The sequence below is a fragment of the Paenibacillus sp. NPDC055715 genome (genome assembly GCF_053617595.1).
In genome coordinates, this window is sequence record NZ_JBSHGA010000010.1 from 113,180 (window position 1) to 137,845 (window position 24,666).

Consider the following 24,666-nt stretch of genomic DNA (forward strand, 5'->3'; position numbering starts at 1 on the left):
CTGGAAACGGTGGATTACCGTGAACAGGCAATCGATACGGAGGCGCTGGAAACAAAGGCAACTGAAATTCAAAGCAGCATGGATTTATCCGAAGGACCTCTCGTGAAGCTGGGATTGTTCCGCACAGCAGAGGGCGATCATTTGCTGATAGCCATTCACCATTTGGTGATGGACGGGGTGTCATGGCGAATTCTGTTTGAAGATTTCTCCACAGGCTACGAGCAAGCGATGAAAGGCGAGCCTGTACGATTGCCATATAAAACGGATTCCTTCCAAACGTGGGCACGGGAGTTGTCCTCCTACGCCAACCGTCCTGAGGCTGCATCGGATGAATCCTACTGGCAGCAGGTGGAACAGGCTAAAGCCAAAGCCGCACCATTGCCTAAGGATTTTGCCTATGAGAGCTCCCTTAATGCAGACAGCGAAGTGCTGACGGTGGAGTGGACCGAAGCTGAAACCCGGCAGCTCTTGAAGCAGGCACATCGCGCCTACAACACCGAGGTCAATGATTTACTGCTGACTGCGCTAGGATTGGCAATACACAACTGGACAGGCGCGGGACAGGTCCTGGTTAATCTGGAGGGACATGGCCGGGAAGCGATCCTTCCAGAGGTGGATATTACGCGTACGGTAGGCTGGTTTACGAGCTTGTATCCGGTGCTTTTGGAAACGGGCAAGGGAATGACACTGGCACAGCGGATCAAGGAAACGAAGGAAGGTCTGCGCGGGATTCCGCATAAAGGGCTGACGTATGGTACATGGCGTTACTTGTCCCATGCGTCCGCAGCAGATGAAGAGCGTACGATTGTAGCAGAACCGGAAATCAGCTTTAACTATTTGGGACAAGTGGATCAGGATTTGCAAAATAGCGGCATCACACTGTCGTCCTGTGGTGTGGGTGAGACTGACGATGCGAATTCACCATTGCCGCACACGCTGGATTTGAACGCGATGATCTCGGAGGGTACGCTGCGATTGACGATCGCTTACAGCGGTAAGCAGTATCGCAAGGAAACGTTGGAAGGGGTGGCGGGACTACTCCAATCCGCTTTGCAAGAGGTGATTGCGCATTGCATCGCTCAGGAACGGCCGGAGTTAACCCCGAGTGATGTGTCTTTCAAGGACCTGACGAATAGTGAGCTGGAGGAAATAGCGGCGCAGGCTGCACATACTGGTGAACTGGAAAATGTATACGCACTGACGCCGATGCAGAAGGGCATGCTGTTCTACAATCTGATGGATTCGCAATCGGGAGCTTATTTTGAACAAGCATCTTTTGATCTGCAAGGAAACTTTAATGTTGCTGCATTTGCGGCAAGTTTGGATGTATTGGTGCAGCGGCATACGGCATTGCGCACGAATTTCTACAGTGGCTGGAAGGATGAGCCGCTTCAAGTTGTGTACCGCAATAAGCGCAGTGAACTGTATGTAGAGGACCTGCGGGATATGGAGGAAGAGAAGCAAAACGAGTACATCCTCGACTATACGCACAAAGACAAGCAGAAAGGCTTTGATCTGGCACATGATGCTTTGATGCGTGTCGCTGTTTTGCGCACGGGTGAGGAGTCATACCGTTTTGTATGGAGCTTCCATCATATCGTGATGGACGGCTGGTGCTTGTCGCTGGTGACCAACGAAGTGTTTGCGAGCTATTTTGCGATATTGGCCCAGAAGCAGCCAGATCTGGCACCTGTAACGCCGTACAGTCAGTATATCGAATGGCTGGAGCAGCAGGATCGTCAGGCCGCAGCAGGTTACTGGAGTAAGTATCTGGAAGGGTATGAGGAACAGTCCCGCTTGCCACAGGCAAAAACCCAGGGCAAAACGGGGTATCAGGCGGAGCGTCTGGACTTTGACCTCGGCGCGGATCTAACGGCAGCCATTCAGCGAATAGCCAAGCGTTATCAGGTAACCATCAATACGTTGATGCAGACCGTTTGGGGCCTTTTGCTGCAAAAATATAACGGCATGGATGATGTAGTGTTTGGCAGCGTCGTATCCGGACGTCCGGCAGATATTCCAAATGTGGAGCACATCATTGGCCTGTTTATTAATACGATCCCTGTACGCATCCGCAGTCATGAGGATAGCTTATTCTCAGACGTGATGAAGCAAAACCAGGAGCAATCTATCGCTTCCCATGCCTATGATACGTATCCGCTGAATGAAATTCAGGGGTTGTCGGAGCTTAAGCAGGATTTGATCAATCATATTCTTATTTTTGAGAATTATCCGATGGAGGAACAAATCGAGCAATTAGGTAATGGTGAAGAATCCAGCTTCAGCATTACAGGAGTCGAGTCTGTCGAGCAGACGAACTACGACTTTAACCTGGTGGTCATGCCGGGGAACACCATCCACATGAGCTTTGGTTATAATGCACTGGCATTTGAACGTGAGAGTGTAGAGCAAATTCGAGGCCATCTGGTGCAGCTGCTGGAGCAAGTGGCGGAGAATCCGGACATTCGGGTGCATGAGTTGGATGTGGTAACCGAGCAGGAGCGTGAACAGATTGTTGAGGTTTGGGGCAACACGGCGGCTGAATATCCAAGCGAGCAAACCATTCATGGCTTGTTCGAGGCGCAAACGGCCCAGACACCGGAGCTGGCAGCGTTGTTCTTCGAAGGAGAGCAGTTGACCTATCGCGAACTGAACGAGCGGGCGAATCGATTGGCTCGTACCTTGCGTAGTCAAGGCGTGACGAAAGATCGTTTGGTGGATCTGATGACCGAGCGTTCGGTGGACATGATCGTCGGCATCTTTGGGATTTTGAAAGCCGGGGGCGCATATGTGCCAATTGATCCGACGTATCCAGAGGAACGTATCCGTTACATGCTGGACGACTCGGGTGCGAAGCTGCTGTTAACGCAAAGCCATTTGGTGGACAAAGCAGCTTTCGACGGCCATGTGCTGGTGCTGGATGGAGAGCAAAAGGTATATCACGAGGATGGTTCCAATCTGGAGCCGTTGTCCGGTCCGAACGATCTGGCGTATGTGATCTATACGTCCGGTACGACAGGACAGCCGAAGGGCGTTATGCTGGAGCATCACGGGCTGTGCAATCTGAAAACGTATTTTGATCAGACACTCCGGATCAGCACGTCGGATCATGCGTTGCTGTTCGCCAGTTATTCGTTTGATGCGGCTTGCTGGGAAATCTTCCAGGCGCTGTTCTGTGGAGCCACGTTGTATGTGCCAACGTCAGAGACGATTTTGAACTATGAACGATTCGAGCAGTACATGGCGGATCACCAAATTACTGTTGCAGCCTTGCCGCCGACCTATGCGGTATATCTGGAGCCAGAGCGGATGCCGAACCTGCGTATTCTGTTCACTGCCGGATCAACATCGTCGACAGAGCTGGTGTACAAGTGGAAGGATCAGGTGGCGTACTACAACGGTTACGGTCCAACGGAAAACTCGGTCGCGACGTCGATCTGGCCGGTATCCGAAGACGAGAGAGCAGGACAACTGATTTCCATCGGACGTCCTGTGCCGAATCATCGGGTATACATGGTGGATGTGCATGGACATCTGGCGCCGATGGGCGTAGCGGGTGAGCTGTGCGTATCTGGTCCGGGTCTGGCCCGTGGCTATCTGGATCGTCCAGAAATGACGGCTGAGAAATTCGTACCGAATCCGTTTGCGGCTGGAGAAGCGGGCTATGAACGGATGTACCGCACGGGTGATTTGGCGAGATGGATGCCAGATGGCAACATAGAATACCTGGGCCGGATCGACCATCAAGTGAAAATCCGGGGATACCGGATTGAGCTGGGCGAGGTCGAGGCCCAAATGCTGAAAGTGGAAGATGTGCAAGAGGTCATCGTGCTGGCACGTGCAGACGAGCAGGGGCAAAATCAACTGGTCGCCTACTATGTGGCAGAACGGGAAGTGAATGTGGGTGAGCTACGTAGCTTGCTGGGTGAGGAACTTCCAAACTACATGGTGCCTTCGTACTTCATACAGTTGGAAAACATGCCATTGACTCCGAACGGTAAAATTGACCGCAAAGCACTGCCAGCACCGCAGGGTAGTCTGCAAAGCGGAGCGGATTATGTAGAGCCGCGCACAGCGCTGGAGCAGACATTGGTTTCGGTGTGGCAGTCGGTCCTGGGCGCGAAGAGAGTCGGCATTTTGGACAATTTCTTCGATCTGGGCGGCGACTCGATCAAGGCAATTCAAGTATCCTCCCGTTTGCTGCAAGCGGGCTACAAGCTGGAAATGAAGGACCTGTTCCAATATCCTTCCGTGTCACTGCTGAGCGGTCATGTACACAAGGTCAGCCGTACAGCTGATCAGCGGGCGGTATCCGGGGCGGTCCAACTGACCCCGATTCAGCAATGGTTCTTTGGACAATCAGCAGCAGAGCCGCATTATTTTAATCAGTCAGTGATGCTGTATAGAGCACAAGGTTTCGACGAAGCGGCATTGCGTCAAACGGTGACCAAGGTTAGCGAGCATCATGATGCATTGCGTATGGTCTTCCGTCAGACCGAACAGGGCTATGAAGCGTGGAATCGTGGCTTGAACGAAGGCGAGCTGTATAGTCTGGACGTTGTTGATCTGACAGACCTAGGAAATTCCGCAGATGTGGTGACGGCGATTGAAGTGAAAGCGAATGCCATTCAAAGTTCCATTCGTCTGGACGAAGGGCCGCTGTTGAAGCTGGGATTGTTCCACTGCGCGGATGGAGATCATTTGTTGATCGCGGTTCATCATTTGGTCGTAGACGGCATTTCATGGCGGATTATATTTGAGGATTTTGCAACCGGGTATGAGCAGGCCGTTCAGGGAGAAGTCATTCGTTTGCCATACAAAACGGACTCATTCTCCGCTTGGGCAGAGCGTTTGTCCCAATACGCGAACAGTTCGGCCATCGAAGACGAACGTGAATACTGGCAGAACCTTGCCCCAACGGAACTCGCATCGTTACCTAAGGATCACGAGAGAGCAGAAGGACAGCATTCTCTGCTAAGCGACAGTGAGACCGTGACGGTGGCCTGGAGTGAGCAGGAAACACAGCTGTTGCTTCAGGAAGCACACCGGGCGTATAACACAGAGGTCAATGATCTGCTATTAACCGCACTCGGCACAGCGTTGTACAACTGGAGCGGTCAAGAGCGCGTGCTGGTCAATCTGGAGGGACACGGTCGGGAAGCGATCATTCCGGATATTGACATCACACGTACGGTGGGCTGGTTTACAAGCCAATATCCGGTGCTGCTCAATGTTGACGGAAAGGTAGAAGTGGGGCAGCGAATCAAGCAGGTGAAGGAAGACTTGCGTCATGTGCCGCATAAGGGCATTGGCTACGGTATTTTGAAATATATGTCTCAAGATGATGCAAATGATTCCTTTACTTTACAGCCTGAAATTAGCTTCAACTATTTGGGTCAATTCGATCAGGATTTGGAAAATGGCGATATCAGTCTGTCTTCACATACAGGTGGAGAGCCGATGAGCGACAGTACCCTTTTGGAGCATTCGCTGAATGTGAACGGAATGATCACAGCGGGCGTGCTGACGTTGGAAATTCGCTATGACAGTAAGGTATACCATCCAGAAAATGTGGAGAACTTTGCACGGTTGCTGCAAGCGAGCTTGCAGGAAGTGATTGTTCATTGCGCATCCAAAGAGCGGAGCGAACTGACGCCAAGTGATGTACTGTTCAAGGGACTGACGTTGGAGCAGTTGGAACAATTGACCGTACAAACGGCCCATGTGGGTGAGTTGGAAAATGTTTATGCGCTGTCGCCTATGCAGAAGGGGATGCTTTTCCATAGTTTGATGGAGCCGGAGTCAGGCGCATACTTCCAGCAAGCGTCGTTTGATCAAAAAGGCAGCTTTGATGTTGCTGTTTTCCAACGGAGTCTGGAACTACTGACACAGCGGCATGAAGCGCTGCGGACAAATTTCCATATGTTTGAGACAGGGCAGAATCAGGAGCCATTGCAGGTTGTGTTCCGTCACAAAGATAGCGACCTTTCCTTCGAGGATCTGCGTGGAATGCAGGAAGCGGAACGGAAGGCGTATATCCAAGCGTTCAAGCTTCAGGATCAGGATCGGGGCTTTAATCTCGGTGCCGATGCGCTCATGCGCGTACAGGTTTTGCAGACTGGAGAAGAAATGTATCACTTGATCTGGAGCTTCCACCATATTGTGATGGACGGCTGGTGCTTATCGCTGGTTACAGGTGAAGTGTTTGGTACGTATTTTGCTCTGTTGGAGCAAAAGCAACCAGAGCTTGCTGCGGTCACACCATATGGCCAATATATCGAATGGCTGGAGCGTCAGGATGAACGTGAGGCAAAAGATTATTGGAGCAACTATTTGGCGGGATTTGAACAGCAGACTATGTTGCCTGGTTCGGATGCTTCATTAAAGGGCCAAGCGGTGGACAGCAACGAGAATGCTGCATCCATTACAGCAAGTGAGAGCAGCGAATATATTTCTGGAAAAGTAACGATAGAGCTGAATAGCACTTGGAGCGAAGCGATGTACCGGATTGCGAAGCAGCAACAGGTAACGATTAATACGCTGATGCAGAGCGTGTGGGGCCTTATTTTGCAGAAATATAACAACAATGAGGATGTTATTTTCGGTAGTGTCGTATCCGGACGTCCGACGGATATTGCCGGCGTAGAGAATATGATTGGCTTGTTCATTAATACGATACCGGTTCGGATCCAAAGTGAACGGAATGCTACTTTTGTGGAAGTTATGCGGAAAACGCAGGAGCAGGCACTGGCCTCGGGAGCATACGACAGCTTCCCGCTGTATGAGATTCAGGCGCTGACGGAGCAGAAGCAGAATTTAATTAACCACATTATGGTATTTGAGAACTATCCAGTGGAACAGCAAGTGGAGCAGCTTGGCGAAGTTCGTCCGTCCGCTTTTGAGATTACTAACGTGGAAGTTGTCGAGCAAACGAATTATGATCTGGACTTGATTGTGATGCCGGATGAGGTGTTCCGCATCATGTTCCGATATAACGCCAATGTATATGATCGTGCTGCGGTTGAGCGTATACAAGGACATGTATTGCATGTGATCGAGCAAATTGTAGAAAATCCGCATATTCGTGTGAATGAGCTGGAATTGGTGACACCAGCAGAACAAGCGCAGATTGTTCAGGTTTGGGGAGATACAGCAGTAGCTTATCCGCAGGATCAGACGCTGAGTGCGCTGTTCGAGGAACAGGCGGCACGAACACCAGATCAGGTGGCGGTGCTGTTTGGAAATCAGAGTCTGACTTATCGGGAGCTGAATGAACGGGCCAACTCATTGGCACGAATGCTTCAAGTGCAGGGAGTAGGACCTGACAAGCTGGTCGGCCTGATGGTGCATCGCTCAGTGGAAATGATCGTAGGTCTCCTTGCCGTTCTAAAAGCAGGCGGTGCTTATGTGCCGCTTGATCCCGAATTTCCGTCATCTCGTATTGAATACATGCTGGAAGACAGCGAGGCTGCAGTGCTTCTGACCAGTCGTGATCTGGTGGAAGAGCACCATTGCAACGCCAATACCATATTCCTTGAGGATACAGAATTGTATCAGGGAGAGAGCGGCAACTTGGAGGCGATTGCCCGTCCAGAGCATTTGGCTTACGTCATCTATACCTCTGGATCAACCGGAAATCCGAAAGGAGTTATGCTCCAGCATCGCTCGGTACTCAACTTTATTACAGGGATGCGTGAAATAATCGACTTTGAAGCGGGTAAAACCATTTTGTCACTCACGACCATTTCATTTGATATTTTCGTATTGGAAACCATCCTGCCACTGTTGGGTGGAATGACTGTTGTACTTGGCGACTACCAGCATCAGGTCAATCCTCAGGCGCTTAGTGAGCTGATTGTTCATCATCATATTGATATGTTGCAAATGACACCATCCCGGCTGCAAATGCTGCTGGGTCATGAAGCAGGTTCCCGTGCGCTGCGAAGCGTGAAGGAAATTATGGTCGGGGGTGAAGCATTTCCGCCTAAGCTGCTGGCAACACTGCAAGAAATGAATGGTCCCCGCATTTATAACATGTACGGACCTACAGAAACGACGGTTTGGTCGGCGGTACAGGAACTAACCCATGCTCATCAAATTAATATTGGACGTCCTATCGCTAATACACAAATATATATCATGAATGCGGATAGGGGATTGCAGCCAATCGGTGTGCCGGGCGAGTTATGTATTATAGGGGAAGGATTGGCCCGTGGTTATTGGAATCGCGAAGAACTGACGGCAGAAAAATTTGTGAATAATCCGTTTGCCAGTGGCGAAGCAGGCTATGAGCGGATGTACCTCACAGGCGACTTAGCAAGATGGATGCCGGATGGCAACATCGAATATTTGGGCCGGATTGACCATCAGGTGAAAATCCGGGGTTACCGGATCGAGCTGGGCGAGGTCGAATCGCAGTTATTGCAGGTGGAGTCGGTACGAGAAGCCGTAGTCATAGCTCGTGGGGACGAATCAGGTCAAAAACACATGGCGGCCTACTATGTCGCCGGGCAAGAACTCGGAGCCAGCGAGCTGAGAAGTGAACTGGGGCGGGAGCTACCAAGTTATATGGTGCCCTCGTATTTCATTCAGTTAGAGCAGATGCCGCTGACACCGAACGGCAAAATCGACCGCAAGGCACTGCCAGCACCGGAAGGCAGCCTGCAAAGCGGAGCGGACTATGTCGCACCGCGGACGTGGGTGGAATCCAAGCTGGCGCAAATTTGGCAGGACGTGCTGGGTCTGGAGCAGGTCGGCGTGAAGGAAAACTTCTTCGAGATTGGCGGACACTCGCTGCGGGCGACGACGCTGGCCTCGAAGATTCACAAAGAGCTGAACAAGCCGCTTCCATTGCGCAGCATTTTTGAAGCGCCAACGATTGAACAGCTGGCGGCGGTTATAGAGAGTCTGGATCAAGTGGCGTACGCGTCCATTCCGGTGACGGAAGAACGCAGCTTCTACCCACTGTCCTCGGCGCAAAAACGACTGTATGTGCTGCATCAGTTCGACCCGAATGATGTGAACTACAACATGCCGTCGGTGTTGCAAGTGAGCGGCCCGCTGGACGTGAAACGAGTGGAAGAAGTGTTCCGTCAACTGATTGCCCGCCATGCGACCCTGCGTACTCGCTTTGCACGGGTGGACAGTGAGCCGATGCAATGGATTGAAGACACCGTGCCGTTCGAGGTGGAGTATACGAAAGTACAGGCAGCAGGTGCGGTTACGGACACGATGGTCAGTCAGGAAACGAAAGAGCTGGTACAGCGCTTTGTGCGTCCGTTCGATTTGCAAGCTGCTCCCCTGCTGCGGGTCGGTTTGGTGGACTTAGGCGTAGCAGGAGTGGAGCCAGAACCCCAGCATCTGCTGATGCTCGACATGCACCACATCGTTTCGGATGGCGTGTCCATGGGTGTCCTGACCGACGAATTTGTCCGCTTGTATGGCGGCGAAGCGTTATCGCCCTTGCGGATTCAGTACAAGGATTATGCGGTATGGCAGCAAAGCGAAGCCCATCAGGAGTGGATGCAGCGTCAGGAAGCGTACTGGCTTGACACTTTCCGGGGCGAACTGCCTGTGCTGGATCTACCAACCGACTTTGCCCGTCCGGCCGTGCGAAGTACGGCAGGTAATACGGTCGTATTCGGACTGGAGCGTGAAGTTAGCGAACGCCTGAAAGAACTGGCGGCGCACACAGGCTCAACGCTGTATATGGTGCTGTTGGCAGCTTACACAGCTCTACTGCATCAATACACTGGACAAGAAGATATCGTGGTTGGTACACCGATTGCGGGAAGACCACATGCCGATCTGGAACCGATCCTCGGAATGTTCGTCGGCACCTTGGTGCTGCGGAACTATCTGACGGCGGAGCAAACCTTCCGCAGCTACGTGGAAGATGTGAAAGTTCGTGCCTTGCAAGCTTACGAACATCAGGACTATCCGTTTGAGGAACTGGTGGAAAAGCTGAACGTGAAGCGGGATATGAGCCGCAATCCGCTGTTCGATACGATGTTTACGCTGCAAAACACCGAGGAAGGCGAACTGCAACTGGCGGACCTGAGCTTCCGTCCATACGGTTTGGAGCAAACGCCAGCGAAGTTTGATCTGACGCTGGAAGCCAGCGAGGAAGAAGCAGGTATCCAGTTCGGATTGCAGTATGCGACTGCGTTGTATCAACGGGAAACCGTAGAACGGATGACACGTCACTTTATTCGTTTGGCCGAAGCCGTGGCGGCGAACCCGGATGCGAAGCTGGGTGAGCTGGAGCTGATTACGGCAGAGGAAAGCCGGCAGATTCTGAGCGTGTTCAACGATCCGAACGCGCATCACATAAGCGGAGCCGGATACGTACAGGATCAAACGTTAAGCACCCTGTTCGAGCAGCAGGCAGCAAACACGCCGGAGCAAGTGGCTGTGCTGTGCGGAGCGGAATCGTTGACCTACGCTGAACTGAACGAGCGTGCGAACCGTTTGGCCCGCACGCTGCGCGCAGAAGGCGTCGAGCCAGATCAGCCGGTAGGTATTCTGGTGCAGCGCTCACTGGAGATGATCGTAGGTATCTATGCGATCCTCAAGGCAGGCGGAGCCTATGTGCCGATTGACCCGGAATATCCTGCGGACCGAATCCGCTTTATGCTGGAGGACTCGGGAGCGAAGCTGGTACTTGCACAAGCGCAGGTAGCCAAGCAGGCATCCTTGAGCTTCGACGGCAAGGTACTGGTGCTGGATGGCGAGGACGTGTACCACGAGGATGGAGCGAATCTGGAGCCGCTGGCTGGGTTGCGTCATATCGCCTATGTGATCTACACCTCCGGCTCCACCGGAAAACCAAAGGGCGTTATGGTCGAGCACCATTCCGTCATCAACCGGATTATGTGGATGCATGACCGTTACGGCTTGGGCGCGAAGGATACGATTCTGCAAAAGACCACCTTCACGTTCGACGTGTCGGTGTGGGAGTTGTTCTGGTGGTCGATGGTTGGCTCGAAGGTGAGCCTGCTACCGGTTGGCGGAGAAAAGAATCCGGAGGACATCGTCGAAACGATTGCCCGCGATGGCGTAAGTACGATGCACTTTGTGCCTGCGATGCTGCACGCGTTCCTGGAGCATGTGGAACAGCAGCCGCGGGAAGTGATGCAAGCGAAGCTGGGAACGCTGCGCCATGTATTTGCCAGCGGTGAAGCGTTGCCGCCGCAGCATGTGGCGCGGTTCCAGCGGCTCATATCGAGCCTGGCCGGAGCGAAGCTGATCAACTTGTACGGCCCGACCGAAGCGACGGTGGACGTATCGTACTTCGATTGCGAGCCGAATGAAGAATATGCCGTCATACCGATCGGGAAACCGATTCAGAACATCCGTCTGTACATCGTCAAGGAAGGAACGGAGCAATTGCAGCCGATTGGGGTTGCAGGGGAACTGTGCATCGGCGGTGTAGGCGTGGCACGCGGTTATCTGAATCGTCCGGAATTGACGGCAGAGAAATTCGTGGCCGATCCGTTTGCCGGAGGCCAAGCAGGCTATGAACGGATGTACCGCACAGGCGACCTGACGAGATGGATGCCGGATGGCAATATCGAATATCTGGGCCGGATCGACCATCAGGTGAAAATCCGGGGCTACCGGATCGAGCTGGGCGAGGTGGAAACGCAACTGCTGAAAGTAGAGTCGGTACGAGAAGTCGTCGTCATGGCCCGCGCGGATGAAACGGGACAAAAACAATTGGTGGCGTACTACGTGGCGGGGCAGAAGATGGGTGCCGGCGAACTGAGAAATGAGCTGGGCCGGGAGCTGCCAAGCTATATGGTGCCATCGTACTTTGTACAGATGGAGCAGATGCCGCTGAGTCCGAACGGCAAAATCGACCGCAAAGCGTTGCCTGTGCCGGAAGCACGCTTCGAAGGAGGAACGGAGTACGTTGCGCCGCGGACGCCGCTGGAAGAACAGCTTGTGCGTATCTGGCAAAGCGTATTGAATCATCCGCAGATTGGAATTACGGATAACTTCTTTGAAGTGGGAGGACACTCTCTGCGCGCGACAACACTGGTGGCGAAAATCCATCAGGAGCTGCATCACAAGCTGGCGCTGCGAGATATTTTCCAATATCCGACGATTGAGCAATTGATACAGATAATGGGTGAACAGACACAGCAAACGTATGCATCCATACCTGTTGTGGAGGAGCGCGCATATTATCTAGTTTCCTCGGCGCAAAAACGGATGTATGTGCTGAGTCATCTGGAAGGTGGAGAGGTTAGCTACAATATGCCGGGAGCTTTGATTATTGAAGGGTCCCTGGATAAAACGCGACTGGAGCAAGCCTTCCGCCAGCTGATTGCCCGTCATGAAACCCTGCGAACCAGATTCGACATGGTGGATGGCGAGGTTGTTCAACGGATTGATAAAAACGTCGAATTCCACGTCGAGCATGTGCAAGCAAGCGAAGAAGAGACACAGCAGTACGTACTGGATTTTGTACGCGCCTTTGATCTCGCACAAGCGCCGTTGCTTCGGGTTCAGTTGGTGGAAAACGGACCGCAGCGGTACGTTATGCTCTATGACATGCACCATATTATTTCGGACGGCGTGACTGCAGGCATTATCGTGCAGGAGTTCTCTCAATTGTATGAAGGCAAGGAGCTGCCGCCGCTTCGCATCCAATATAAGGACTATGCTGTTTGGCAGCATGCGGATATGCAAAGTGACCGTATTCGGGAGCAAGAAAACTATTGGCTTAAAACCATGGCTGGTGAAATTCCGGCGCTGGATATGCCAACGGATTTTGCAAGACCAGCCGTACAGCGTCTGGAAGGAGCTCGATTGGATTTTGCCATCAGCATGGAGGACAGCGAACAGTTGAAACAGCTGGCCGCTCAAACCGGATCAACCTTGTACATGGTGTTGCTTGCAGTGTATAGCACACTTTTGCATAAATATTCAGGGCAGGAAGACATGATCGTCGGAACGCCGATTGCCGGAAGACCGCATGCGGAACTGGGGAGCCTGGTGGGCGTATTCCTCAACACGCTGGCGATCCGCAATTATCCGTCTGGCGACAAAACGTTCCTTGATTACCTGCAAGAAGTCAAAGAGCATGCGCTCAGCGCTTATGAACATCAAGATTATCCTTTTGAAGAGCTGGTTGAAAAACTGAATTTAACGCGGGATACAAGCCGGAATGCGCTGTTTGACACGATGTTTGAGCTGAAAACATTTGAGCAGAAGGAGTTCCAGTTGGATGGTCTGACCTTAAAGCCTTATCCGACGGAAAATAATACTGCCAAATTTGATCTGACCTTGGATGCAGTGGAGCAGCCGGAAGGTATTCTGTGCAGTCTGGAATACAGCACGGCGCTGTACAAGCCTGAGACCATCGCGCGATTGGCAAAGCATTTTACCGAACTCGTTCGTGCCATTACAATTCATCCGCAGCAGCCACTGGCAGCAATGGATATGGTAACCGTCGAGGAAAAAGCGCAAATCATCTACGGTTTTGGAGATGTCGGGGTATCCGATGTTGCTGCTGTTGAAGCAGGAACCTTGTTCCATACCTATGTAGAAGAACAGGCGCAGCTTGTACCGGATCATGTGGCAGTCGTCTACGAGGAGCAACAACTCACGTACCGCAAACTGAACGCGCGTGCGAACCAGTTGGCTCGTAAATTACGGAGTGAGGGCATTGGACGCGAGGCGATTGTCGGCATCTTAAGCGAACGCTCGGTGGACATGCTGGTGGGTGTGTTGGCGGTATGGAAGGCTGGAGGTGCGTATGTGCCGCTGGATGCGGACTATCCGTCTGAGCGTATTCGTTTCATGCTGGAGGATAGTGGCGCGACGGTGCTGCTGACCCAAACAGGCTTGCAGGAGCGTGCACAGGCGTGGCTAGATGAAAGCAAGGTCACATCCGAACCAGCAACTGGACTGCGTTTGCATACCGTACTGGCGCTAGACGATGAATCGCTGTACACCGGGGATAGCACGGATGTCGAACACATCAACGAGCCACAGGATTTGGCGTATGTGATCTATACTTCCGGTACAACGGGACGTCCGAAGGGCGTCATGATTGAGCATCGCAGCTTGGTGAATACGGCTGCGGCGTATCGTCGGGATTACCGTCTGAACCAGTTCCCGGTACGGTTGCTGCAACTGGCAAGCTTCTCCTTCGACGTGTTTGTCGGCGATATCGCACGGACGCTCTATAATGGCGGCACGATGGTCATCTGCCCGAAAGACGACCGGATTGATCCAAGCCGTCTGTATGGCTGGATTCGCGATGTTCAGATTACGGTGTTCGAATCGACACCGGCCTTGATCATACCGTTCATGCAGCATGTATATGAGCATGGACTGGACATGAGCAGTCTGGAATTGATCATCACCAGTTCGGACAGTTGCAGTGTGACAGATTATCGGGTGCTGCAAGAACGCTTTGGCGCGGATATTCGCATTATTAACAGCTACGGCGTGACGGAAGCGGCGATTGACTCCAGCTTCTACGACGAAGAACTGTCGAAGCTGCCGGACAGCGGTAGTGTGCCAATTGGTCAGGCGTGGCTGAACGCACGGTTTTACATCGTGGATAGCCAGCTGAATCCGGTGCCTATCGGCGTACTGGGCGAGCTATGCATTGGTGGTGCCGGGGTGGCACGGGGATACCTGAACCGTGCAGACTTGACGGCGGAAAAATTCGTAGCGAATCCGTATGTACCGGGTGAACGATTATACCGTACAGGCGACTTGGCGCGGTGGATGCCGGACGGCAATGTGGACTTTATCGGCCGGATGGATTATCAGGTCAAAATCCGGGGCTACCGGATTGAGCTGGGCGAGATCGAAACGGCGATCCAGCGGGTGTCGGGTGTACGTCAAGCGGTGGTGATCGACCGGACGGATGAGCGTGGGCACAAGTATTTGTGCGGGTACATCACGGGAGAAGCCGAGCTGCGAATCGAGGAGGTACAGGCCCAGCTGGAAGCAGGGCTGCCAGCCCACATGGTGCCTGCACGGCTGATGCGACTGGAGACGTTACCGCTGACCAACAATGGCAAAATCGACCGGAAGGCCTTGCCGGAACCGGAAGGAAGTATCCATACGGGTGCAGCCTATGTGGCACCGCGTACAACAGTCGAGCAGGTATTAGCTTCGGTATGGGCCAGGGTGCTCGGAGTCGAAGCGGTAGGAACGCAGGATAACTTCTTCGAACTGGGCGGCGATTCGATCAAGGCGCTGCAAGTATCGTCCCGATTGCTGCAAGCAGGCTACCGATTGGATATGAAGGATTTGTTCAGTCATCCAACGGTATCGGCATTGGCGCTGAGAGTCCAATCTGTTACAAGATTGGCGGATCAGAGCGAAGTAGTCGGCGGTGTGAAGCTGACACCCGTTCAACAATGGTTCTTTGAGCAAAATCTGACGGAAGCTCATCATCATAATCAGTCCATCATGCTGCACAGCAAGGATGGTTTCGATGAAGCGGCATTGCGTAAGGCGATGGATCAGATTGTCAGCCATCACGATGCGCTACGCACTATTTTCCGTCATACCGATCACGGATACGAAGCATGGAACCGCGCGATTGGTGAGGGTGAGCTGTATACGCTGGAACGGACGGACTTCAGAAATGAGGCTGAGGTGTCTGCGGCTATCGAAGCCAAAGCGAATGAAATTCAAGCGGGGATTGATCTAAGCGAAGGACCGCTGGTGAAGCTGGGGCTGTTCAGCAGCAGTGACGGAGATCATTTGCTGATTGCTATTCATCACTTAGTGGTGGACGGCGTATCCTGGCGCATTTTGTTCGAAGATATTACGACAGCCTATGAACAAGTATTGAACGGACAAGCGATTCGTCTTCCGCACAAAACGGATTCGTTCCGCACTTGGGCTGGTGAACAGTCTCAATATGCGAACGGTGCGTCAGTAGCAGCAGAACTCGCGTTCTGGCAGGAAATAGAACAGGGAATGTATGAGTCGCTTCCAAAAGACCAGCCACAGCCATATTCCTTGAATAGGGACAGCGAGATCATTACTGCCACATGGACAGGTCAGGAAACGGAGCAGTTGTTAAAACAGGCGCACCGTGCCTACAACACGGATATAAACGATTTGCTGCTTACCGCATTAGGCATGGCTATTCATCGCTGGGCGGGCATCGAACGAGTGCTGGTCAACCTGGAAGGCCATGGACGGGAGTCCATCCTGCCAGAGCTGGATATTACACGTACGGTGGGCTGGTTTACGACTCAATTCCCGGTTGTGCTGGAAATGGGCGTTGAGCAAGACCTTTCACAGCGTATCAAAAATGTGAAAGAAGGACTGCGCCGCATTCCGCAAAAGGGCATCGGCTACGGTATTTTAAGATACCTGTCCGCAGCACGTGAGCAGGAGCGCTTTGTAACCGAACCGGAAATCAGCTTTAACTATTTGGGACAATTTGATCAAGATTTGCAAAATCAATCGATTGGCGTATCTCCTTACTCCAGCGGTGCAGATCTTAGCGCACATGCGGCAAGATCGTACGCGCTGGACATTAACGGGCTGATTTCGGAAGGCGAACTGCAATTGACGATCAGCTATAGCAACCAGGAATACCGCCGTGAAACGATGGAGCAACTAGCCGAGCAATTCAGAACCAGCTTGCAGGAAATCATTACGCATTGCACAGGACGCAAACAGCAGGAACTGACTCCAAGCGATGTAATGCTTAAAAATGTAACCATGGCTGAACTGGATCAATTGGTAGAACAAACCCGTGACATTGGCGAGCTGGAAAATGTATATGCGTTGACGCCGATGCAAAAAGGGATGCTGTTCCATAGTCTGATGGATAAAGAGTCAGGAGCTTACTTTGAACAGACGACATTTGATCTGCGTGGACGCTTCCAAGTGGGTGTTTTCCAAGACAGCTTGAATCATTTGGCGCAGCGGCATGAGATTTTTAGAGCTAATTTCTACAGCGGTTGGCAAGATGAGCCTGTGCAGGTCATTTTCCGCCATAAGGATATTGGTTTCAGCTGTGAAGATCTGCGTCATTTAGATGATGGGGAACGAGACGCGTATGTGAAGGAATTTATTCGCAAGGACAAGGCAACCGGCTTCGATTTGTCCGGGGATGCGTTGATGCGCGTGGCGATTTTACGGACCGGTGACGAGGATTATCATTTTGTATGGAGCTCGCATCACATTTTGATGGATGGCTGGTGTGTGGCACTGGTAACGGATGAGGTGTTTGAGGCTTATTTTGCAGCCGTGGAGCATAGAGATCCACAGCTTGCCCCGGTTTCACCATACAGTCAGTATATCGAGTGGCTTGAAGCACAGGATATAGGGGCTGCGACGGAATACTGGAACGGTTATTTGTCTGGCTATGATCAGCAAACCTTGATTCCGAGCGGAAAAGTGGGAACGAAAGCAGAAGGTGCTCAATTTGAGCATGTGCTGTGCGATCTGGGCAAAGACTTGACGGGCCGCATCGAAATCATTGCCAAGCAGCACCACGTGACCACGAATACATTGCTGCAAACGCTATGGGGCTTGCTGCTTCACAAGTACAACGGCAGTGACGACGCTGTTTTTGGCAGCGTAGTATCTGGTCGTCCGGCTGATATTCCAGACATTGAAAATATGGTGGGCTTGTTCATTAACACCATTCCGGTACGCATCCGCAGTGGAGCTGAGGAAACAGTTGCCGACATGATCAGAGCGAATCAGAAGCAAGCGCTGGCTTCTCAAGCTTATGAAACGTATCCGCTCTATGAAATTCAAGCATTGTCTGAGCAGAAGCAAGACCTGATCAACCACATTATGGTGTTCGAAAACTATCCGGTAGAGCAACAGGTCGAGCAACTTGGCGAAGGTGCAGAGTCGGATTTTGAAATTAGCAATGCAGGTATGGTTGAACAAACCAACTATGATTTCAATTTGGTCGTCATTCCGCAGGAAGCGATGAAAATCCGATTCGAATACAATGCGAAGCTATATGATCGTAAAGCTGTTGAACGGACTCAGGGCCATCTGGTGCAGTTGCTGGAGCAAGTGGCGGCGAATCCGAACATTCGGGTGCATGAGCTGGATATGGTAACCGAGCAGGAGCGCGAACAGATTGTTGAGGTTTGGGGCAATACAGCGGCCGAGTATCCAAGCGAGCAGACGATCCATGGCTTGTTCGAGGCGCAAACAGTGCAAACGCCGGAGCAGGCAGCGTTGTTCTTCGAAGGAGAGCAGTTGACCTATCGCGAACTGAATGAACGTGCGAATCGTCTGGCTCGCACCTTGCGCAGTCAAGGCGTGACGAAAGATCGTTTGGTGGGTCTGATGACCGAGCGTTCGGTGGACATGATCGTGGGCATCTTCGGGATTTTGAAAGCCGGGGGCGCATATGTGCCAATTGATCCGACGTATCCAGAGGAACGTATCCGTTACATGCTGGACGACTCGGGTGCGAAGCTGCTGTTAACGCAAAGCCATCTGGTGGACAAAGCAGCTTTCGACGGCGATGTGCTGGTGCTGGATGGAGAGCAAACGGTGTATCACGAGGATGGTTCCAATCTGGAGCCGTTGTCCGGTCCGAACGATCTGGCGTATGTGATCTATACGTCCGGTACGACAGGACAGCCGAAGGGCGTGATGCTGGAGCATCACGGGCTGTGCAATCTGAGAACGTATTTTGATCAGACACTCCGGATCAGCATGTCGGATCATGCGTTGCTGTTCGCCAGCTACTCGTTTGATGCGGCTTGCTGGGAAATCTTCCAGGCGTTGTTCTGCGGAGCCACATTGTATGTGCCAACGTCAGAGACGATTTTGAACTATGAGCGATTCGAGCAGTACATGGCGGATCACCAAATTACCGTGGCCGCCTTGCCACCGACCTATGCGGTATATCTGGAGCCGGAGCGGATGCCAAACCTGCGTATTTTGTTCACTGCCGGTTCAGCCTCTTCAACAGAGCTGGTGTACAAGTGGAAGGATCAGGTGGCGTACTACAACGGTTACGGTCCAACGGAAAACTCGGTCGCGACGTCGATCTGGCCGGTATCCGAAGACGAGAGAGCAGGCCAACTGATTTCCATCGGACGTCCTGTGCCGAATCATCGGGTATACATGGTGGATGCGCATGGACATTTGGCTCCAATTGGTGTAGCGGGTGAGCTGTGCGTATCTGGTCCGGGTCTGGCCCGTGGCTATCTGGATCGTCCAGAAATGACGGCAGAGAAATTTGTACCGAATCCGTTTGCAGGTGGCGAAGCAGGCTATGAACGGATGTACCGCACGGGTGACTTGGCGAGATGGATGCCGGATGGCAACATCGAATATCTGGGCCGAATCGACCATCAGGTGAAAATTCGGGGGTACCGGATTGAGTTGGGCGAGGTCGAGGCACAAATGCTGAAAGTGGAAGACGTGCAAGAGGTCATCGTACTGGCACAGGCGGACGAGCAGGGGCAAAACCAACTGGTGGCGTACTATGTGGCTGAACGGGAAGTGGGCGCAGGTGAGCTGCGCAGCTTCCTGGGTGAGGAGCTTCCAAACTACATGGTACCTTCCTATTTGGTACAACTGGAGCAGATGCCACTGACACCAAACGGCAAAATTGACCGGAAAGCACTGCCAGCACCGGAAGGCAGCCTGCAAAGCGGAGCGGATTATGTCGCACCACGGACGTGGGTGGAAGTGAAGCTGGCGCAAATTTGGCAGGACGTGCTGGGCTTGGCACAGGTTGGCGTGAAGGAAAACTTCTTCGAGATTGGCGGACACTCGCTGCGGGCGACGACGCTGGCCTCGAAAATTCACAAGGAGCTGAACAAGCCGCTTCCATTGCGCAGCATTTTTGAAGCGCCAACGATTGAACAGCTGGCGGCGGTTATAGAGAGTCTGGATCAAGTGGCGTACGCGTCCATTCCGGTGACGGAAGAACGCAGCTTCTACCCACTGTCCTCGGCGCAAAAACGACTGTATGTGCTGCATCAGTTCGACCCGAATGATGTGAACTACAACATGCCGTCGGTGTTGCAAGTGAGCGGTCCGCTGGATGTGAAACGAGTGGAAGATGTGTTCCGTCAACTGATCGCCCGTCATGCGACCTTGCGTACCCGCTTTGAGCTGGTGGACAGTGAGCCGATGCAGTGGATTGAGGACATCGTGCCGTTCAAGGTGGAATATGCGAAGGTAAAGGCAGAGGGTGCAGCTGCCGATACTGAACAACTTGTTAGCAAGGAAGCGCAAGAGCTGGTGCGGCGCTTTGTACGTCCGTTCGATCTGAAAGCCGCTCCGCTGCTGCGGGTAGGCTTGGTGGATTTGGGTGTACAGGGAGCCGAGCAGAAATCCCAGCATTTGCTCATGCTCGACATGCACCACATCGTTTCGGATGGTGTGTCCATGGGTGTGCTGACCGATGAATTTGTCCGCTTGTATGACGGCGAAGCGTTGTCACCACTGCGGATTCAGTACAAAGATTATGCCGTATGGCAGCAAAGTGAAGCCCATCAGGAGTGGATGCAGCGTCAGGAAGCGTACTGGCTCGACACCTTCCGGGGTGAGCTGCCTGTGCTGGATCTACCCACGGACTTTGTCCGCCCGGCGGTACGAAGTACAGCAGGGGATACCGTCGTATTCGGACTGGAGCGTGAAGTCAGCGAACGCCTGAAAGAACTGGCGGCGCAAACAGGCTCTACACTGTATATGCTGCTGCTGGCGGCGTACACCGCGCTCTTGCATCAATACAGCGGCCAAGAGGACATTGTAGTCGGCACGCCGATTGCAGGACGACCACATGCGGATCTGGAGCCGATCCTCGGGATGTTCGTCGGAACGTTGGCTCTGCGGAACTATCCGACTTCGGAGCATACCTTCCGCAGCTACGTGGAAGAAGTGAAAGTTTGTGCCCTGCAAGCCTACGAACATCAGGACTATCCGTTTGAAGAACTGGTAGAAAAGCTGAACGTGAAGCGGGACATGACTCGCAATCCGCTGTTCGATACGATGTTTACGCTGCAAAACACCGAGGAAGGCGAACTGCAACTGGCGGACCTGAGCTTCCGTCCATACGGCTTGGAGCAAACTCCGGCGAAATTTGATCTGACGCTGGAAGCTAGCGAGGAAGAAGCAGGCATCCGGTTCGGATTGCAGTATGCGACCGCGTTGTACCAGCGAGAAACTGTGGAACGGATGACACGTCACTTCATTCGTTTGGCCGAAGCCGTGGCGCGAAACCCGGATGCGAAGCTGGGTGAGCTTGAACTGATTACGGCGGAAGAAACCGAGCGGATTCTGAAGGTGTTCAACGATCCAAACGCGCATAGCGTGCGTGATGCTGAACACGGACAGGTGCAAGGTCGTTCGCTCAGCGAACGGTTTGAAGAGCAAGCCGAGCGCAACCCTGAGCGGGTAGCAGTGGTATTCGAGGACACGGCGCTGACTTACGCCGAGCTGAACGAGCAAGCGAACCGATTGGCCCGTGCGTTACGGGCAGAAGGAGTAGAAGCGGATCAACCGGTAGGCATATTGCTGGAACGTTCTACGGATATCCTGGTGAGCATTCTGGGGGTACTTAAGGCCGGAGGCGCGTATGTGCCGATGGATACTATGTATCCGCAGGAACGCATCGACTACATGCTCCAAGATAGCGGGGCAAAGGTCGTGATTACAAGCAGAGTCGCCAATCTCTCGCTCAGCTTGCCATCCACAGTTCGAGCTGTAGTTCTTGACGACGAGGACGTTCAGGCTCAACTGGACGCACAGGATGCGAGCAATCTGATCCCTGTCGCCGGCTCGCATAACCTGGCCTATATGATTTACACGTCAGGTACAACCGGTCAGCCGAAAGGGGTCATGATTGAGCAGGGCAGCGTCAGCAATCTGGTAGATGCTTTATCCGAGCGGGTGTACAGCCGCTACGAGCAGCCGCTTCACATCGCATGGCTGTCGGCGTTTGTATTTGACGCTTCGGTGAAGCAAATCTTTGCCAGCTTGCTATTAGGCCACACCTTGCATGTGGTATCCCGTGACGTAAGCCTGAACGGGGAGCATTTGATCGCTTACTACCGCATGCACCGGATCGACCTGACGGACGGCACACCTGCGCATCTGCATATTTTGAACGAAAGCGTCAATGTGACGGAAGCGCCGGAAGTGAAGCACTACCTGATCGGCGGCGAAGCGTTATCGGTGCAACTGGTAAACGTGTTCCTGCACAAGTGGTCTGGGTACCGCCCGGTGATTACCAACGTGTATGGTCCGACCGAAACGACGGTAGATGCGACAACTTATACAATCGAAGATGTGGAAGCCTTGAACGTGCTGCTGGAAAAAGGTGAGCATACGGTATCCATCGGAACGCCGATAGCGAACCAGTCCGTATACATCTTGAACGCCCGACAACAGCTGGTGCCGATCGGTATCGCAGGTGAGCTCTATATCGGGGGTGCAGGTGTAGGACGAGGGTATCTGAATCTGCCGGAACTGACGGCAGAGAAGTTCATCTCGAATCCGTTCGCCTCAGCCTCATTGGAAGCCGAGCAAGCTCCAGATGCCCACAACAACCGGATGTACCGGACGGGCGACTTGGCACGGTGGCTGCCTGATGGCAGTATCGAGTATTTGGGCCGGATCGACCACCAGGTCAAAATTCGGGGGTACCGGATCGAGCTGGGTGAGGTGGAAGCGCAACTGCTAACTGTAGACGGTATTCAGAAAGCGGTGGTCACCGCATGGGAAAACGAAGACGGACACAAGGACTTGTGTGCCTATATTGTAGCCTCAGCGCCGCTGAGTCTGCCGGAGCTGCGGAACGCATTGCAGCCGAAGCTACCGGATTACATGATTCCGACGTATGTGGTACAACTGGATCGTTTCCAGCTGACCCCAAGCGGAAAAATCGACCGCAAAGCGTTGCCTGCGCCGGAAGCACGCCTCGAAGGAGGCCTGGAGTACATTGCGCCGCGGACGCCGCTGGAAGCCAAGCTTGCTCAAATCTGGCAGGATGTATTGAAGCTGTCCAGCGTTGGAGTCACCGACTCATTCTTCGACATGGGTGGACACTCCCTGCGGGCAACGACGCTGGTGGCCAAAATCCATCAGGAACTGGACAGCCGGATTACACTGCGTGAGGTGTTCCAACACTTTACCATTGAGCAGCAAGCCCAACTCATAGCTACACACGGCACAGACACCTATACGGTGATCCCTGCTGCGACGAAACAGGCGTACTACCCGGTTTCCTCGGCTCAAAAACGACTATACATCTTGAGTCATCTGGAAGGTGGGGATGTCAGCTACAACATGCCGGGTGTGTTAACGGTGGAAGGCCCGCTGCAGGCAGATCGGCTGGAGGATGCGTTCCGTCAGTTAATTGCCCGTCATGAAACGTTGCGAACTTCCTTTGAAATGGTGGAAGGCGAAGTCGTTCAGCGGGTTTACGATCAGGTTGAGTTTGCAGTAGAGCGTCTACAGGCCAGTGAATCCGAAGCCCAAGCGCACATAGAGTCATTTGTACGCAGTTTTGATCTTCGGGAGGCACCGCTGCTGCGTGTTCGTCTCATTCAAATCGGACTGGAGCGCCACCTCCTGATGTATGACATGCACCATATTATTTCGGATGGTGTATCGTCTAACAATATCGTGCAGGAACTGGTAGAGCTGTACGAGGGGCAGGAATTGGAGCCGCTACCGATTCAGTACAAGGACTATGCCGTGTGGCAGCAGCAGGAAATGCAACGTGAGTCATACCAACGCCGGGAACACTTCTGGTTGGATCATTTAGCTGGGGAATTACCGGTACTGGATCTGCCGATTGCTTATCCAAGACCTGCTGCTCGCAGCTTTGAGGGTGCGCTGTATGAATTTACAGTGGATCCGAATGTATCTGAGCAACTGCACCGAATTGTGGCTCAGACCGGAAGTACGCTGTACATGGTACTTTTGAGCGCCTACACCGTACTGTTGTCCAAATACAGCGGTCAGGACGATTTGATTATCGGTACTCCGGTAGCAGGCCGTCTGCTGCCTGAGTTGGAGCCACTGATCGGAATGTTCGTCAATACGTTAGCCATCCGGCATCAGCCGAAGGGCAACCAAACGTTCCACAACTACTTGCTGGAAGCCAGAGATCGCACACTACAAGCCTTCGAGCATCAGGATTATCCACTTGAAGAGTTGGTGGAAAAGCTGGATGTAGTGCGGGATGCAAGCCGTAATCCGTTGTTTGACACCATGTTTGTACTGCAAAACATGGAGTCGCAGGAAGCGAAGCTTGAGACCCTGTCCTTCAGTCCGTATGTGCAGGAACATCGTATGTCCAAATTCGATTTGACCTTGTCCATGAGTGATGAAGACGGGGTGATCAAGGGTTCCTTTGAATATTGCACGAAGCTGTTTGGAGCAGATGCGATCGAACGATTAACGGGAGATTTGGTAGCGATTCTGTCACAGGTTGGGGCAAACCCAGATTTGATGTTAAGCGATGTTCAGGTGACCTCTGACGAGAAGCCGGAAGGCTTTTCACCGGATTCCATCGACTTTGTTTTCTAAATCAGTTTTCTAAAATGCAATGATCTCACTTTGCGTGTGCAGAGGGCGGCGGCTTGTCCGACTGCCCTTGCCTGCAAAGTATTATTTTTCCGACACAACGGTCATTTACGTATCAACAACGCACCATTCTAACCGGGGCACAGG

General features: G+C 52.8%; 1 protein-coding gene (running past one end of the window). It reads left to right on the forward strand.

All coding sequences use genetic code 11. The features are described from left to right. Positions 1–24,522, forward strand: partial view of a non-ribosomal peptide synthase/polyketide synthase gene (locus tag ACWGOO_RS17430; RefSeq protein ID WP_452485443.1) — the 3' portion only. The gene continues 17,463 nt to the left of window position 1, outside the view; only the last 24,522 of its 41,985 coding nucleotides appear in the window; its start codon lies beyond the left edge, outside the window; it ends in the stop codon at positions 24,520–24,522. Positions 24,523–24,666 lie beyond the last annotated feature (144 nt).